The organism is Halomonas sp. 113, assembly GCF_904067645.1.
Taxonomy (GTDB): domain Bacteria; phylum Pseudomonadota; class Gammaproteobacteria; order Pseudomonadales; family Halomonadaceae; genus Vreelandella; species Vreelandella titanicae.
In genome coordinates, this window is sequence record NZ_LR881453.1 from 924,506 (window position 1) to 939,548 (window position 15,043).

14 protein-coding genes are annotated in these 15,043 nt (G+C 57.7%); 6 read left to right on the forward strand and 8 right to left on the reverse strand.

Annotation, left to right across the window (positions count from 1 at the left end; genetic code table 11):
- Positions 1-10 precede the first annotated feature (10 nt).
- The 3 genes from YERSI8AC_RS04530 to YERSI8AC_RS04540 form a co-directional block, all read right to left on the reverse strand.
- Entirely contained in the window at positions 11-832 is an 822-nt protein-coding gene (locus YERSI8AC_RS04530; protein ID WP_022519868.1) for an SDR family NAD(P)-dependent oxidoreductase, read from the reverse strand.
- Positions 833-912: 80 nt separating this feature from the next.
- Complete coding sequence (locus YERSI8AC_RS04535) at positions 913-1,785, reverse strand: aldo/keto reductase family oxidoreductase (RefSeq protein WP_138799671.1); 873 nt, start codon at positions 1,783-1,785, stop codon at positions 913-915.
- 53 nt (positions 1,786-1,838) lie between these two features.
- The gene (locus YERSI8AC_RS04540; protein WP_159176192.1) at positions 1,839-2,897 is read right to left on the reverse strand and encodes an aldo/keto reductase; all 1,059 of its coding nucleotides are present in this window, start codon (positions 2,895-2,897) and stop codon (positions 1,839-1,841) included.
- A 167-nt stretch (positions 2,898-3,064) separates the two neighbouring features.
- On the opposite strand from YERSI8AC_RS04540, the gene YERSI8AC_RS04545 reads away from it, so the two are divergent.
- A complete protein-coding gene (locus YERSI8AC_RS04545) occupies positions 3,065-4,021 on the forward strand; it encodes an AraC family transcriptional regulator (RefSeq protein ID WP_422822512.1) in 957 nt (318 codons plus the stop codon).
- Between the two features lie 170 nt (positions 4,022-4,191).
- Here the strand turns inward: YERSI8AC_RS04545 and YERSI8AC_RS04550 are convergent, their stop codons facing one another.
- Genes YERSI8AC_RS04550 through YERSI8AC_RS04560 form a run of 3 tightly spaced genes read right to left on the reverse strand, consistent with a single transcriptional unit; the run spans position 4,192 to position 7,900 of the window.
- On the reverse strand, positions 4,192-5,205 hold the full coding sequence (locus YERSI8AC_RS04550; RefSeq protein WP_159176193.1) for an XdhC family protein: 1,014 nt from the start codon (positions 5,203-5,205) through the stop codon (positions 4,192-4,194).
- 31 nt (positions 5,206-5,236) lie between these two features.
- Positions 5,237-7,405 (reverse strand): xanthine dehydrogenase family protein molybdopterin-binding subunit, encoded by a 2,169-nt coding sequence (locus YERSI8AC_RS04555; RefSeq protein WP_159176194.1) that lies wholly within the window; start codon positions 7,403-7,405, stop codon positions 5,237-5,239.
- A 45-nt stretch (positions 7,406-7,450) separates the two neighbouring features.
- Positions 7,451-7,900, reverse strand: a complete 450-nt coding sequence (locus YERSI8AC_RS04560; RefSeq protein WP_022519653.1) for a (2Fe-2S)-binding protein — start codon at positions 7,898-7,900, stop codon at positions 7,451-7,453.
- Between the two features lie 591 nt (positions 7,901-8,491).
- Between YERSI8AC_RS04560 and YERSI8AC_RS04565 the strand changes: the two genes are divergently transcribed.
- The 5 genes from YERSI8AC_RS04565 to aroQ all read left to right on the forward strand — a co-directional run bounded on the left by YERSI8AC_RS04565 (position 8,492) and on the right by aroQ (position 13,075).
- On the forward strand, positions 8,492-9,211 hold the full coding sequence (locus YERSI8AC_RS04565) for a response regulator (protein WP_138799675.1): 720 nt from the start codon (positions 8,492-8,494) through the stop codon (positions 9,209-9,211).
- A 20-nt stretch (positions 9,212-9,231) separates the two neighbouring features.
- The gene (locus YERSI8AC_RS04570; RefSeq protein WP_236579230.1) at positions 9,232-10,716 is read left to right on the forward strand and encodes an ATP-binding protein; all 1,485 of its coding nucleotides are present in this window, start codon (positions 9,232-9,234) and stop codon (positions 10,714-10,716) included.
- Between the two features lie 216 nt (positions 10,717-10,932).
- On the forward strand, positions 10,933-11,340 hold the full coding sequence (locus tag YERSI8AC_RS04575; RefSeq protein ID WP_022519649.1) for a DoxX family protein: 408 nt from the start codon (positions 10,933-10,935) through the stop codon (positions 11,338-11,340).
- A 73-nt stretch (positions 11,341-11,413) separates the two neighbouring features.
- Positions 11,414-12,337, forward strand: a complete 924-nt coding sequence (locus YERSI8AC_RS04580; RefSeq protein WP_159176196.1) for an AraC family transcriptional regulator — start codon at positions 11,414-11,416, stop codon at positions 12,335-12,337.
- Positions 12,338-12,448: 111 nt separating this feature from the next.
- A complete protein-coding gene (aroQ, locus tag YERSI8AC_RS04585) occupies positions 12,449-13,075 on the forward strand; it encodes a gamma subclass chorismate mutase AroQ (protein ID WP_159176197.1) in 627 nt (208 codons plus the stop codon).
- A 273-nt stretch (positions 13,076-13,348) separates the two neighbouring features.
- Here aroQ and YERSI8AC_RS04590 read toward each other — a convergent pair whose 3' ends face one another.
- Together YERSI8AC_RS04590 and YERSI8AC_RS04595 are read right to left on the reverse strand one after the other, a co-directional pair.
- Positions 13,349-14,497 carry an MFS transporter gene (locus YERSI8AC_RS04590; protein ID WP_159176198.1) on the reverse strand — a complete coding sequence of 383 codons (1,149 nt, stop codon included), beginning with the start codon at positions 14,495-14,497 and terminating at the stop codon, positions 13,349-13,351.
- The gene (locus tag YERSI8AC_RS04595; protein WP_159176199.1) at positions 14,494-15,021 is read right to left on the reverse strand and encodes a TetR/AcrR family transcriptional regulator; all 528 of its coding nucleotides are present in this window, start codon (positions 15,019-15,021) and stop codon (positions 14,494-14,496) included. The genes YERSI8AC_RS04590 and YERSI8AC_RS04595 overlap by 4 nt, the downstream gene beginning before the upstream one ends.
- Positions 15,022-15,043 lie beyond the last annotated feature (22 nt).

A 15,043-nucleotide genomic window follows, 5' to 3' on the forward strand; every position in this document is an offset into this window, starting at 1 on the left:
ATTGCGGTATTTATCGGTTCAGTCCTGTTAAGTCCTCGCTGAGAGCCCGCAGTGTGTGGCGCGCCGATGCATCATATACCTGCGATATCGCGCGTGACTCGCGCTGACCGTCGAAATATCGGCCAGTTATCGTCGCGCGATCCCGACCGGTTGTAAGGGCGATCACAGCGGCCGCCCCCGTACCAACTGCTGTGCTCGGCGTGATGCCGGCCTGCCGTACCATAGTCGTATCCATGTGAGTGCCGGGGTGGAGCGAATTGGCGATAATCTCTCTTGCATCCAGCCTCTCTGCCAGGTCGATCGTGTACATGATCTGTGCGACCTTGCTTTGCCCGTAGGCGCGATAACCCTGGTAACCGTGCTTGAGCATCACATCGTCGAAGTCAATGGCGCTCTGGCCTGCTGAAGCGACGGTCACAATGCGCGAAGGATCCTCGCCACCGCCCGCTTTGAGCAAGGGCAACAAGCGTTCCGTCAGTAAGAAGGTCGCGAGGTAGTTGATCGCGAAATGTCGCTCGTAGCCATCCGTGCTTTCTCGGCGTGGCCCATCGGGCTTCGAGATTCCGGCATTATTGACGAGAGCGTCAAGATGAGAGCATTCCGCGTGAACCGCATCAGCGAGTCTATGCACGTCGCCAAGAGAGGCGAAGTCCACCTCGAAGAACCGGGCGGTTCCTCCGGCCTGTTCGACGGCATGGACAACGGCCGCTCCGCGTCGCGTATCACGTCCGTGCACCAGAATATGCATGCCGGGTCGTGCAAGTTCTTCGACGACCCGACGGCCAAGTCCATCGGTTGAGCCCGTCACGAGGATTGTCTTGTGTGCGCTCATGGTGTTTCCTCCTGTGCTTCAGATTGTTGTCAGCAACATCTTCTCTTATAGGGGGGCGGTATTACCCGTGTTGCTTCCACTCAAGCTTCGCTGGCAATGCGATTGAGATTGTTGACCGATTCTTCCGGCAAAACTAACTGTGCGGCAGCCAAATTTTCCTGTAGATGTACCAGGGATGATGTTCCAGGGATTAACAGGATGTTTGGGGATCGCTGTAACAGCCAGGCAAGAGCAACCTGCAACGGCGATACCTGCAACGTTTCTGCCTCTTGTTGCAGAATTGTAGACTGCAGCGGTGTAAAGCCTCCTAAGGGGAAGAAAGGGACATAGGCAATTCCATCCTGTGCAAGCTGCTCGATGAGAGTATCGTCATGTCTGTGGGCAAGGTTGTAATGGTTCTGCACACAGACGATAGGCGCAATGGCGCGGGCCTCTTCGATTTGCTTTTCGGTGACATTGCTGACACCCAAATGGCGAATAAGCCCTTCTTGCTGTAGTTCTGCAAGTACTGAAAAGGGTTCAGAGATGGAACCTTCAGCCGGACCGTGCGCAGAAAACATTGCCCGCAAGTTCACCACCTCTATCTGCTCCAAGCCTAGATTAATCAGATTGTCGTGGACTGCCTGCGTAAGCTCAGCCTTAGAGAAGGCCGGAAGCCAGTCACCTTTGTCGTCACGCCGGGCGCCGATTTTTGTGACAAGCGTTAACTCCTTGGGATAGGGATGCAAGGCCTCCCGAATGATTCGGTTGGTGATGTGGGGGCCATAGAAGTCGGACGTATCAATATGATCCACACCGTATTCCACGGCTGCTCTAAGTAGGGCAATGGCGCTCTCTTTGTCCTTCGGTGGGCCAAATACGCCGGGGCCGGCCAGTTGCATTGCGCCATATCCCATGCGCTTGATCTGCCGATCACCTAATTTAAAGGTGCCTACCTGTTCGATGTCGTTCATGAAAGTCTCCTGTTTTTGATTTCCGCCACAAGGGCATAAACACGGCACTGCCTTCAGCTTTCTCCTTGCTCACCACGCACAATGGCCGCCCGCTCCTGGGGATTACGCCGCCGCAGGGATGTCTGGGCGATCGCCAGCGGGACATAAGCCGCTCCTTCCAGCGGCGCCACATCAACGCCCGGCGGGACTATTTCGTCGATCCGGTCGAGGATTTCATCGCTTAACTGCACCTCCGCGCCGGCGAGCAGATCGTCGAGTTGCTTGGGCGTGCGGGGGCCGATGAGAGCGGATGTAATCGCCGGATGCGTCACGACGAAGGCCAGTGCCATGTGGGTCAACGACAGGCCCGCATTTTCGGCCAGCGGGATGAGCTGCTCGACAGCGTCGAGGCTGGCTTCGTCGGACATCGCCTTGGGGAAATATTTCGCGCGCAGCGAGTCCGGTTGCTCTCCACCCTTGCGGTATTTGCCTGTGAGCATACCCTTAGCCAGCGGGCTCCACGCCATCGCTCCCATGCCATAACGCTGGCAGGAGGGCAGCACTTCCCGCTCGCTTGAACGGTTGAGAATAGAGTAGGGTGGTTGTTCTGTGCGGAAACGGGCCAGCCCGCGTCGCTCGGCGACCCATTGCGCCTCCACGATGGCGGAAGCAGGAACGGTCGAGGCACCGATGGCGCGCACCTTGCCCTCGCGCATCAAATCGGTGAGAACCGACAGGGTTTCCTCGATATCGGTATCCGGCGCCAGCCGATGAATCTGATAAAGGTCGATGTGGTCGGTCTGCAGGCGGCGCAGCGAGTCTTCGACCGCGCGGGTCAGCCAACGCCGCGACCCACCCCGGCGGTTAGGGTCGTCCCCCATCGGGAGAGAAGCCTTGGTGGCAAGGACGACATCGTCTCGCCGCCCCTTCAGTGCCTTGCCAACGATCTCTTCAGATTCGCCCTGGCTGTAGGCATCGGCGGTATCAATGAAGTTGATGCCGAAATCCAGTGCCTTGTGGATCATGCCGACGCATTCATCGTGATCAGCATTGGCGATTTTCCCGAACATCATCGTGCCCAGGCAGTAGGGGCTGACCTGGATGCCGGTACGGCCAAGTTGACGATATTGCATGGTGCTCTCCTCGTATGATGGCAACGGTGCAGGTGAATCATGTTCACAACAGTCGCGGGAGAGATCCCCGCTGCAGAGCGCTTCTGGCATCTGCCATGAGTCGAGTATGGCAAGCCGAAACAGGATGCACTACAATAAATCGTCCGTATTTAGTTTGCAGGTGTCCTGTGTTGCTCGATCCGCTTGCCCAGGTAGTCACGCTCCTTCAACCCGCTACCCCGTTTTCGAAACGGGGTAGCGGCGCCGGTCGTTGGAGAGTGCTCCGCACAGAGGTCGGGCGCCCTTTCTATTGCGCCATTCTTGAGGGAGCATGCCGTCTCAAAGCCGACGGGCACGACGAGATCGCCCTCGAAGAGGGGGATTTCGTGCTCCTCCCCTCCGCGTATAACTTCTCAATGTCGAGCCACTCGCCCACGACCCCCGAAGACATCGTTCATACCTCCATCGTGTTACCCGATGGCGAACACAGGGTCGGCAACCCAGACGACTCTCCCGATGTCCGCTTTCTGGTGGGTTACTGTGTCTTTCGCTCCCCGGATGCGGCTCTGCTCTCGTCGCTGCTCCCCAAGCTTGTACATGTTCGGGGAGTGGATCGGCTGGCCACTCTCATGCAACTCGTCGGCGATGAAGCGCGTGCGCAACGGCCGGCGCGGGATGTGGTTCTGGAACGCCTGCTGGAAGTCCTGCTCATCGAGGCCCTTCGCTCTGTCGGTACGACGGACACCTCGCCCGGGCTACTGCGCGGTCTTACCGACGAGCGGATTGCGATCGCGATCCGCCGGATACATGAGAGTCCCGAGCGCCCCTGGACGGTTGCACAGCTTGCAAATGAAGCGACACTCTCCCGCTCCGCATTTTACGAGCGGTTTGGTCGCGCGGTGGGCATGGCGCCAATGGAGTACCTGCTCGCCTGGCGTATGGCCTTGGCCAAGGATTTGCTGCGCAGAGAAAAAGCCAGTATCGCTGACGTCGCCGAACGGGTTGGCTACAGCTCCGCCAGCACCTTTAGTGTCGCCTTTAGCCGTCATGTCGGGCTTCCGCCTGCCCGTTATGCCCGGGGTGCTTCGTTTGGGGTGCTACAGGCCGAAGCCGATAGCTCACCGGAGACCGGATCCATTGCTTGAGCTGAAACTCTTAGGCATGCAATCGCGCGGTCGGCTGAGCTTTCACCGTTAGGATCCCAATCCACCATCGACTCGAGTTGCTTCGACTAAATGATCCAATTCAGCTAGTGCTAGCGAAGATGGCAGGTGGCAGATGGGTTACCCCTCCAACGGACATGACCGCGGAGCGCTCAGACGTTTGTGCAGGACGAAGATTGAAATAGGTGTGTATCTGGAACGTTCGGCATATCGGTGAGCAGCGCAAGGGCGGTCGAACTGAAGGGAGATCGCACCTTGCGTTGATAGGCTTCTACGATCTCGGCGAGCACGGACACGGCAAGCGATGAAGCGTCGCGCATGGAAGGTATCAATCCGACGGGCCCGCGGATGCAGTGAGTCTGTCTCTCGGTAAAACCGATTGACTGAAGCCTCTCACAGCGCCGCGCATGGGTAGCTTTGCTGCCAATGGCGCCGATATAGAAGGCGGCGCCTTTAAGCGCCTGGGCGAGTAGAGCCTCCTCCCAGTCCACGTCATGGAAGGCGAGCAGAAATGCCGTCCATGGATCATCGTCCAGCTTGGGAAGCGCCGAAGGAACCGTCAGCGTCGTAACGCGCTCGATTCCTAACCGTTGGGCATCCTGGGCTTCGGCAGTGTCGCGGAGTTGCAGCTCGGTGTGGATGCCGCTTGCCGTCGCCAGCCGGGCAAGCGCCAGACTATCGGCGCCGCGCCCGGCGATGCGCAGGCGGAGCTTGGGTATGTACTGAAAAGACAGAGCGCCTGGGGTGGGAAGATGTCCCAATCCGAGCGAGCCCGAGTCAGAAAGCGTGATCGATACCGGCTGGCGCGAGGCGAGCTGATCATGGCAGGCACGCAGAACACTGGCCTGGGTGTTGGGAAGTACGCAAACATCAATGGCACCACCGCAGGGTAGCGGCAAATCGATGAACGGTGAGCCCTTGCCGTACCTCAGGCGTTTGACCCGCCCCGTGCTAAGCGCTTGCCGCGCATGATTGGCCACATCCGCGTCGATGCACCCGCCTGAAATGTAGCCGCAACGGTCACTCGTGGCGGACACGGCCATCAGGGCGCCCGGCATGCGCACGGCGCCCCCTTCCGTCGCAGTCACGATAACCAGTGCCACCTTGCCTTCCCTGCGCCAGTCTAGCCACTGTCCAAGGATATCCTGTGCGTGTTCCAGATACATGTTAGGCCTCGTTGGTCTATGCTCTGCTGTGCTAACCCTGAACATGATCGGAAAGCGGCAGGTGGCGGATTCGTTGCTGCGTAGCGGCAAATAGCGCGTTGGCCAGCGCCGGGGCGAGCGGGGGAATGCCCGGCTCACCCACGCCGCCTAGCGGCGAGCCGATATCGACGATGCTCACCGTCACGGCTGGTGCCTCCCCGATGCGGAGCAACGGATAGTCGTGAAAGTTCGACTGCTCGGCGTGGCCGTCACGAATCGTCACTTTCTGCCTCATGGCGGCTCCGAGCGCATCGATGACGGCGCCCTGTATTTGCGCTTCCACCTGGCCCGGATTGATCGCGCGCCCGCAGTCGATAGCGGCATAAACACGTTCAACCTGGATACCTTCATCGTCAGCTCGAGCCTCGACTACCTGGGCAACGTAGGAGCCGTAGCTTTCTACCACGGCAAAGCCGCGCGAGATTCCCTTTGCCGCAGGCTCTTGCCAGTGTGATATCTCGGCGACCCGGTCAAGGACGGCGAGCATCCTTGCCTGATCGGTGCAGTGGCTTCTGCGAAACTCCAACGGATCGCGGTCCGCTGCCGCAGCGCATTCGTCCATAAAGCTTTCGAAGAAGAAGCCGTTGAAGGAGTGGGCGATCGAACGCCAGGGGCAAAGCGGGATCGGCAGGTCGACCACGGCATGATCCACGACAAAATTGGGGATGACGTAGCGCATGTCCGACAGGCCGCCGAGCGAGAAGGGGTCGAAGTTGGCGAGATTGCCCGTCGACTGCGCCCGCTGCTCCGGATCGATACCGTATTCGCGGCCCATTTGCGGCCCGGAGACGCGAATGCGCATGCCGGTGATCTGGCCGGCCTCGTTCAGAACCGCCCGGAAGCGACACATCATCGTCTGGCGATACTGGCCCTGCTGAACGTCATCCTCGCGCGCCCATAGCACCTTGACCGGCCGACCATCGACGGCGCGGCTGGCGAGCGCTGCCTGAAGGGCGATCTCGCCGTGGGTCTTGCGCCCGAAGCCACCACCCAAATAGGTGGTATTGATAAAAAACCGGTCAGCCGGTATCTGCATCGCATTCTCGAGCGTCATGCGTACGACGTCCTGGCCCTGTGTGCCGATCCATAGTTCTGTTCGTTCCTCGGTGGACTCGGCCGTGCAGTTGATCGGTTCCATGCTGGCATGAGTCAGAAGCGGCACCGAGTATTCGGCCTCGACGACCTGGCCGTCGTCCGATAGGGTTGCCTCAGCCTCGCCCCGCAGCGTGGTGACGGGGGCATCGGTTCGATCCAGTCCCTCGCGAAGCATTGCATTTATCTCATCGGTGGAAAGCGTGTCCGCCGGTGTTCGTGTGAAGGTGATATCCAGGGTGTCGGCTGCTTGTTTGGCCTGCCACCAGGAGTCGGCAACCACCACCATGCCGCGCGGCACGCTAACCACGGCGACAACGCCCGGCATCCCGGAGACGCTGCTCTCATCGAATGTCTCGACATCGGCGGAAAAGACCGGGGCGAGTCTGACGGCGCCATACAGCATGCCTTCGCGCTCGACATCTATCCCGTATACGGCTTTGCCTGTCACCTTTGCCGGGGTATCGAGACGCGCTACCTTGCGCCCGGTCAGCGTGCGTTCGCTATCGGGTCGGAAGGTTGGATCCTCAGGCATCGGCAGCGCCATGGCGTCTTCCACCAGGTCACCGAAGGGAATCCTTCGGCCGCTGTCGGCGTGGACAATGAAGCCGTTCTCGGCGTGCAAGGCTGCCGCTGCTACGTCTAGACGCTCGGCCGCCGCCTGGGTCAGCATTTGCCGTGCCTGGGCGGCCGCGCGGCGCAGCGGGCCGTGCCAGAAACGGATGCCGAACGAACCCACAGAGCGCATCTGGCCGATGAACGGAATCCTGTAGTCGTCGGAGAGCTGATTCGGCATGCCGACAGTAATACTCGACCAGTCGGCGCCCAGCTCCTCGGCGAGAATCTGGGCCTGGCCCGTGTGGGTGCCCTGGCCCATTTCGCTCGTGGGTAGCAGGAAGGTCACCTGGCCGTTCGTGTCGATGCGGATATAAGCGTGCGAAAAGAGTGAATCCTCTTCCTCTCGTGCCCAGGCCGTGGGGAGACGAAGGGGAATGATGAGCGCGGCGCCTGCCACTAAGGTGCCGCCTAGAAAGGCGCGACGGCTAAAGGATAAATGATGTGTTTTCATTGTTGACCTGTCCTTTCCATAAGTCTTGAGGTGATACGGTGCCGGTTAGCTTTCGGCGACACGGTGTATGGCCGCCCGGATGCGCACATAGGTGCCGCAGCGGCAAAGATTGCCGCTCATTGCGTCATCGATCTGCGCATTGGTAGGGCGCGGATTGCGCGCCAGAAGCGCAGCGGCGCTCATGATCTGACCCGACTGGCAGTAACCGCATTGCGGGACGTCCAGTTCCACCCAGGCCTGCTGGACGGGGTGCGAGCCATCTTCGGACAACCCTTCGATCGTGGTGATGGATCTGCCTTCGGCGCCAGATAACGGGAAAACACAGGCACGCACCGGCTCTCCATCCACATGCAGCATGCACGCACCGCATTGCGCGATGCCGCAACCGAACTTGGTGCCGGTGAGTTTTAGTTGCTCCCGGATCACCCAGAGAAGCGGTGTACCCGGCTCGGCGGTAACGTCTACCGCGCGTCCGTTGATCGTAAATGCTGTCATGGGGGGCTCCTTGGCCTCATTTCGGGTCGTAGCATGGCAGGGTTGTTGGCTCTTCTCGATTGCTTTAGAGGCAGCAGTTGGCTTCGGCCAAGGCTGCGTTATCTTTTTTAACAAGTTGATGGAGACAATACTTGCCAGCACCTGCGCAAACCTTGCCTTTTCCTGCAGGGGGCGAGGAAGGCCTTCGACATCATGCTAAGTTCAACCTGAATGCGGCAGGGAAACAGATAGATTCGCTCTATTTGGTCGATTCTGAAGTCACAAGTGGAACTGAAAGGATTTGCCCGCCCAGCTCGCCTCCTTTGGGAGACACTTTGCTACAATTTGGTATCGGTACGGCACACTTAAGCGACAAATTGATCGTATTGATTATGCTCTGCATCACGTCTCACCCGGAGCGCTCTCGACACTCTATGCTGCCTATGCCGCAACTAATCCAGAAGCGCACGGTGGGGTTCCTAGGATCCCGTCAATGATTAAAGTGAAGTCGGGGTTGGCGAAGGCGACGCGACTCTATGATGAACTGGCTAAGAAGGCTGGCCAGATATCGGCTGACGAGAGTTTCAGGTTCACGGCGCGGAGGTTAGGGCAATGCACGAGGCCACACATGTAGTCGTCGTTGACGATCATAATGATATACGGGATCTGGTGCGGGAGTATCTCGAGCATCAAGGTTACAAGGTCAGCGTAGCGGAAGGGGGGGCAACCCTACGACGAATCCTCGCGCGACAGACGGTCGACCTGATCATTCTCGATGTCATGATGCCCGGTGAGGACGGTATCTCGCTATGCCGGGAGGTTCGGGCATCCGGAGATGTTCCTATCATATTTCTGACTGCGATGGCCGAAGATACAGATCGTATCGTCGGTCTCGAGCTTGGCGCGGACGATTACCTGGTTAAGCCATTCAATCCGCGTGAGCTTCTTGCTCGAATTAGAGCCGTCCTCCGTCGTGCTACCAGTTCTACGCCGGTGGGTACAATTCTCAATCGTAGGATAGTGCGCATCGGACATTGGAAACTCGATTTAGGGCGCCAGGAGATCTTCGGTGACGATGGTGTTGGCATTCCTCTCAGTACAGCGGAATTTCGTCTTCTCAAGGTTTTCATTGAGCGACCTGGGTTAATACTCAGCCGAGAGCAGCTTCTTGATCTGACGGTTGGGAGGACAGCCGACATCTTTGACCGTAGCATTGATAACCAAGTTAGCCGTCTGCGAAAGAAGATTGAGGAGAATGCCAAGAATCCGTCGATCATCAAAACCCATTGGGGCGGTGGCTACAGCCTGTGTACTGAGGTCGTGTTCGAATGATTCGTCTTTGGCGTAAAAGCTTGGCTATACAAATCATCGGGCTGACGCTAGCGGCGTTAATCGTCTCCCAGGCGCTTACCTTCCTGATTTCCATGGATGAGTACACCAAAAAGTTCGATGCAGGGGTAAAAGCTGAATTTATCAGCCGAGCGTCATCAGTGACCCGCTTGGTGGAATCGCTATCGCCGCCATTGCGAGAGCAGGCTCTGCGTGCAAGTGAAGGCAGTTATTTAAGATACTGGTTGACCGACAGCGACCCTGCGGATCCTAATGCCTGGAGATTAGCGGCCCTCTCCCAGCTTTCCCGGCCTTTGGATAGCGCCGTCGATCCAAACGGAACATTAGGATGGGCTGGCTCTCCCCATCCGAAATTACCGAACGTCGACGAAGTGGCCACTGCAAACGCCGATGACCCATGGTGGACTCCAACTCCCTATTTGTGGATGCTGTCACAGCCAACCAAGGTGCTCCAATTTTCAGGCAGTCTTGGGTATGGGTACAAGGCGCAACTGGGTGACGGGCGTTGGTTGAATGCGGCCTTTTACCAGCACGATAAAGGTAGTTTGTGGACATCCAAGCCTCTGATTTCGCTTGGGCTTACTGCTATCATGCTCGCTTTGATCAGCATTTTTATAGCAAGCCGTATCGCTCAACCACTACGAAATCTGGCCACAGCCGCTGAAGCTTTAGGGCGAGGGCAAAACCTGCCGCCATTGTTGGAAGAGGGGCCAGAAGAGATCAGGCGCACAGCTCAATCCTTCAATAAGATGCAAAGCCGTCTACATCGTTTCGTAGAGGATCGGACGAAGATGCTTGCAGCGATTGGCCATGATTTACGGACGCCGCTGACCTCGCTGCGGCTGAGAGCCGAATTCGTCAACGACGAAGATATCCAGCGCAAAATGATAGTGACGATTGACGAGCTGCAGTCGATGACGGAAGCCGCGATTTCGTTTGCGCGTGGAGAGTCGATTAAAGAGGAAACGCGCACCATTGATCTGGAAGCGCTTGTGGGGAGTATTTGTGACGACCACGCTGATCTGGGACATCCGGTCACCCATGTCGAGAGCGTTAAGATGAAGTACCGTTGTCGACCAGATAGCCTTCGCCGCGCGTTAAGAAATCTGGTCGAGAACGCGGTGCGTTATGGGGGGGAGGCAAAAGTGTCTCTTCGGGAGACTCCTTCCACGGTTGATATCGTCGTTGAAGACCGTGGGCCGGGGATTCCGGACGACATGAAAGAGAAGGTTTTCGCGCCTTTTGTCCGGCTTGAAACGTCGCGAAACAGACAGACCGGAGGCATCGGTCTCGGCCTCTCGATAGTGCGCGCAGTCGCGCGGCAGCACGGGGGAGATATCTCGTTTTTCAATGGCGAAGCCGGTATGCAAGCCATCATCTCGCTTCCTAGAGAAGGCAGTGTAGATGCAGCGCCAGTGAGAAAAGAGCGCATCTGGCGACTTAAAAGAACTTCACGACCCGTGCAAAGCGCTCACTCACCTAAATAGCCTGTTTCTTGTCCTGACACTCCAGTAACCCATGCCCAATGTTGCGAGGCAAACTCATCACATTGTTTATTGTGATTTAGCGTTAGTGGCACAGTTTGCTACAAAATAACCAAAACTACGGCATATCATGGACACAACCATCACCTACCATCCTCGTTGTCGCCGCAGAGCTTAGTTAGCTCGGCACAGTAATCTCTAGCATAGAGCGAGGACAATATGCCGACACTACCAATGCACCGCTTGAGCAAATTGGCTCCGTACTTTCTCAGCGTTCTGCGAATCTTTGCCGCTGGGTCTTTCCTGACACATGGGACGATGAAGCTTTTCAGCTGGCCCGCCCCTTTCGAGTATCCCCTTAACCCTATGCTTTATACCGCTGGCATCCTGGAGGTAGTGGGCGGGTTGTTGCTATTAATGGGTCTGTTCTCGCGACCAACGGCTTTCTTACTTTCTGGTTTAATGGCATTTGCCTACTTTATCGCGCACAGCTCGAACAGTTTTTTTCCTGTTCTCAACCACGGTGAAGCGGCCATGCTTTATTGCTTCATCTTTCTCTATATTAGTGCCGCAGGCCCAGGCGTGTGGAGCTTTGATGCTTCGCGAGCGCAAAGTCGGGTGGGGTGAGACCGCTGTTTGAAACTATCCCCTCATGCCATCCCTTCATGATAAGTTCCAGCTGAAATGCGGGAGGAGTCCTATGAACTCGCTCAAACAGGCTGTCCGGGCTTATACCAGCCGCTACGCCGACGACCGTGGTATGGCGCTAACCCCGGTGCCGGGGTTACGAATGATGTGCCTCAAGGCGCCATCTGGCGACCTGCATTCGGTTTACAGGCCGCTGATATGCCTGGTTCTGCAGGGTGCGAAGCGCTTGATAGTGGGGAATGAGGAGCGGGTTTTTTCTAGCGGGAAGTCCGTCCTCGTTAGTGCTGACATGCCGGTCATCGGACGGGTCGTGCAAGCAAGCCAGAGCGAGCCCTATCTGGCGATCGCAGTCGAACTGGAGGTGGCGCTGTTGCGCGAACTCACGGCCCATATCGATACCCCCCGCCCGCAGCGCTCTTCAGAGATGCCTACGCTATTCGCCGTCGACACCGAAGCCGCACTGCTCGATTGCGCATCACGGCTGATGCACCTGTTGGATCGCCCGGAAGCGGCGCCGCTCTTGAGCCCAGGAATCATGCGGGAGCTGCACTATTGGCTCCTGTCTGGGCCTCACTGTAATGCTTTGCGGACGTTGGCAGACCCGGACAGCCATGCAAGCCGTCTTGCCGCCGCCATTACGGTACTCAGAGCTGAGTATCAGTCGCGTGTGCCCGTTGAGCGACTTGCGGCAGAAGCGGGAATGAGTAGCACCTCGTTTCACAAGCACTTTAAGCACATGACGTCGCTCACGCCGGGGCAGTACCAGAAGCGACTTCGCCTGATTGAAGCGCGCCGTTTGATGCTCAATGAAGGATTCTCTGCGAGCAGCGCTGCTTTTGAAGTGGGCTACGAGAGCGTGCCCCAGTTTACCCGTGAATATGGGCGGCTGTTTCAGAAGCCGCCGAAACAGGACGCTCTGCGAGCTCGAAGATCTATTGAACATAGAGCATCGCCGTTAACGGTTACCACAGCGTGACCTTTGCGTCCCATTGAATGCGTAAAGCGTGTTGACCACTATGCCTTTTGCTAAACTTTGGCGCGTCGCAAACAGAAAAATTGAATTCACTCTAACTAGCTATGGACGGTCATGATGGTCACTTCAAGAACGATCTCTCTTGCCTCTCAACGTGTCATGTTGTGCGCCATTCTCCTGATGGCGCTGGTGCTCGGTGTTGGATATCAGGCCCGTGCCGCCGAGCCTTCCAATGACGTCAGACAGACGGTGGATCAGCTGCTCCGGTTGGTTGATGAGCGGCTTGCTATTGCACCCGATGTCGCAAAGGCTAAATGGAACTCTGGTGCTCCTATTGATGCTCCCGCACGAGAAGCGCAAATTCTAGAGAGGGTCGTGGCTGAAGCCACCCGGGCGGGTATCAATGAGGCCTTTGCCCAAACGTTTTTCAAACATCAGTTTGAGGCAAGCAAGGTTATCCAGCATCGGCTCCATGAACAATGGAGGCAAACAGAGCAGCCTCCCTTTGAATCCCCGCCAGACCTTGCCGAAGATATTCGCCCCCAACTTGACCAATTAACACCACAACTGATGGCTTCACTTCGCGACTTTCAGGTTGTTGCTGAAAGCGAAGGCGTTAAGCAATATCTTGAAAATAATGCCGAAACCTTGGTGAATGACGGTGTAGGAGGTGTAGCCCGGGAAGAGGCATTACGCCCACTTTACGAAGCCACCGACACTGCAAATGTGGACGTGCAATAAGTTCGGTGTTGGCAAGAAAGGGGCGTGTATCTACTCTGATAACCGGCATGTGCCACCCAGCCTGCGTCGATCAGTCCAATGCAGCGTTGTTTTAACGTTTCTAGCGGTAAAACACTGTGTGGCTTGAGTACGGCGGCGAATAGCTGAACATACCCGTCGAGCAGCTCTTGATGGCTGCTTCAACGTGTTGTGTCAGGAGTGTTAACGCTGCCTCGTTATTGTCGATGTATGGCCAGTAACCCCCGCTATTAGGCGACCTACCTCTTGTGTTGACTAGGTGGCTTTTGGGGCGGGCTTGGGTATGGCGCTGCCGGCCCTTGCCAGCCCCGCGGTAAAGGCAATGCATGCGAAGACCAGCACAGCGTAGTCGGGGGTCAGCCGATCCATCAAAAAGCCAAAGAGTGGGGCGCCAGCCGTCTGGCCGATCGCGATGGTCAGGAAGCCAATCATCAGGCCTGTAGCGGGCCGGTCGGGCAGCGCAGTAACGCCCCATACCAGATAGACACCTGTCACCATGATATAAGCCGCGCCGAACAACATGCCACCGACGATTGCCAGTAGGGGAGTGGTGGCGCTGGTACCAACCAAAAGAGTGCCTGCCGCCAATGCTCCCAGAAAAAGCCAATGCACCCGGTCGATCCCGAAGCGTGCCACTAGTGTACCTGCGCCTGCGCCCACAATACCGGCGGCGCCGATAGCGATCCAAAGCAGCCCCGCGCCGGTATTGCCCCAGCCAAGCTGCAGCGCGACGAGTGTGCCGCCGAAAGACCAAATAGCGGTGCTGGACGCGCCCATCAGAAAAGCAGCCGCGATCAAGCGCATAATAACGCTGTTAAAGGGTGGCAAGGCGCCAGAGGCCTGGGTCGCCTTGGTGCCGCTGGGTACGCTGAGCGCGGCGACTACCGTCATTACAAAAGCTGCCACTGCAAAACACGCGAACGCTAACCGCCATTGACCTCCCATCAGTAACGCGACCGGCCCGGAAAGCACCACACCGGCACTCGTTCCGGCATTAATGATCGTGTTGGTGGCACTCTGCCGTTTAGGGCGGACGGCAGCGGCCACCGCTGCCGCCATGGGCGGAGAGGCTAACCCCGTACTTGAGCCTGCCAGCATGACCGCGCAGGCGAGCAATAGGGGGGAAGGAGCCATGGCGATGCCCGCCATGCCGACTGCCGCGACCAGCGCCGCGCCAATGGCGACGGCGCGGGCGCCGATCCGTTCGGTCAGGTACGCCGATAGAATGATGGCGACACAGTAGCCCAGAAAAGATCCACCTGAGATAAAGCCACTCAAGGTGGGCGTGAGAGCAAGGTCAGTGTCGATCTGGGGCAGGAAGAGTCCGAAGGCGAAGCGCGCAAAGCCATAGCACACCGCAATCAGGCCAAACCCCGCCGCGCCGAGGTACACGCTGGGGCTCATGATCGTGCCTGCTTGAGCAGTGCTGATGCGGCTTTGTGTGCCGAGGCTATCGCCTCCGGGCCACGGTAAATCGCGGCCGCGGTGGCGCCTTCGTACAGAATAAGGATCTGCTCGGCGAGTTCCGGTATCTCCTGGCCATCGGTTTCTATCGCGACAATGTCCTGGATCTTCTCATAAAGCCTTGTCTTGTGAGCCAGCACGGCTTCAGTGATTGCCGGTGTGTCACCGCCGGTTTCGCCGTAAGCGCGCAGAAAAAGGCATCCTCTTGCGCTCTCGCTCCTTATCCATTCTTCCAACGCGTCGAAGAGTGCATCAACGCTGCCCACTTCGATGTGCGGCTGGAACCGTCGATGGCGCTCTTTGAGCACCTCCGTTATCAGCGCCGTTTTACTGCCCGCATGCTTGTAGAGCGTTCGGCTCGACATGCCAGCCGCCTTGGTTAGCTTGTCCATCCCGGTGGCGGTAAAGCCGTGCCGGTCGAATAGCTGCTCTGCTGCTGAAATAAGCTTTGTTTTAGTATCCATGTGAGTAGTGTAAAACGATCAC

What these genes read in the sequence shown, in the direction of transcription:
- YERSI8AC_RS04575 (WP_022519649.1), top strand. Translation starts at nt 10,933, where the DNA reads ATGCCGACACTACCAATGCACCGCTTGAGCAAATTGGCTCCGTACTTT.
- YERSI8AC_RS04595 (WP_159176199.1), bottom strand. Translation starts at nt 15,021, where the DNA reads ATGGATACTAAAACAAAGCTTATTTCAGCAGCAGAGCAGCTATTCGAC.
- YERSI8AC_RS04580 (WP_159176196.1), top strand. Translation starts at nt 11,414, where the DNA reads ATGAACTCGCTCAAACAGGCTGTCCGGGCTTATACCAGCCGCTACGCC.
- YERSI8AC_RS04535 (WP_138799671.1), bottom strand. Translation starts at nt 1,785, where the DNA reads ATGAACGACATCGAACAGGTAGGCACCTTTAAATTAGGTGATCGGCAG.
- YERSI8AC_RS04590 (WP_159176198.1), bottom strand. Translation starts at nt 14,497, where the DNA reads ATGAGCCCCAGCGTGTACCTCGGCGCGGCGGGGTTTGGCCTGATTGCG.
- YERSI8AC_RS04565 (WP_138799675.1), top strand. Translation starts at nt 8,492, where the DNA reads ATGCACGAGGCCACACATGTAGTCGTCGTTGACGATCATAATGATATA.
- YERSI8AC_RS04530 (WP_022519868.1), bottom strand. Translation starts at nt 832, where the DNA reads ATGAGCGCACACAAGACAATCCTCGTGACGGGCTCAACCGATGGACTT.
- YERSI8AC_RS04560 (WP_022519653.1), bottom strand. Translation starts at nt 7,900, where the DNA reads ATGACAGCATTTACGATCAACGGACGCGCGGTAGACGTTACCGCCGAG.
- YERSI8AC_RS04540 (WP_159176192.1), bottom strand. Translation starts at nt 2,897, where the DNA reads ATGCAATATCGTCAACTTGGCCGTACCGGCATCCAGGTCAGCCCCTAC.
- aroQ (WP_159176197.1), top strand. Translation starts at nt 12,449, where the DNA reads ATGATGGTCACTTCAAGAACGATCTCTCTTGCCTCTCAACGTGTCATG.
- YERSI8AC_RS04550 (WP_159176193.1), bottom strand. Translation starts at nt 5,205, where the DNA reads ATGTATCTGGAACACGCACAGGATATCCTTGGACAGTGGCTAGACTGG.
- YERSI8AC_RS04555 (WP_159176194.1), bottom strand. Translation starts at nt 7,405, where the DNA reads ATGAAAACACATCATTTATCCTTTAGCCGTCGCGCCTTTCTAGGCGGC.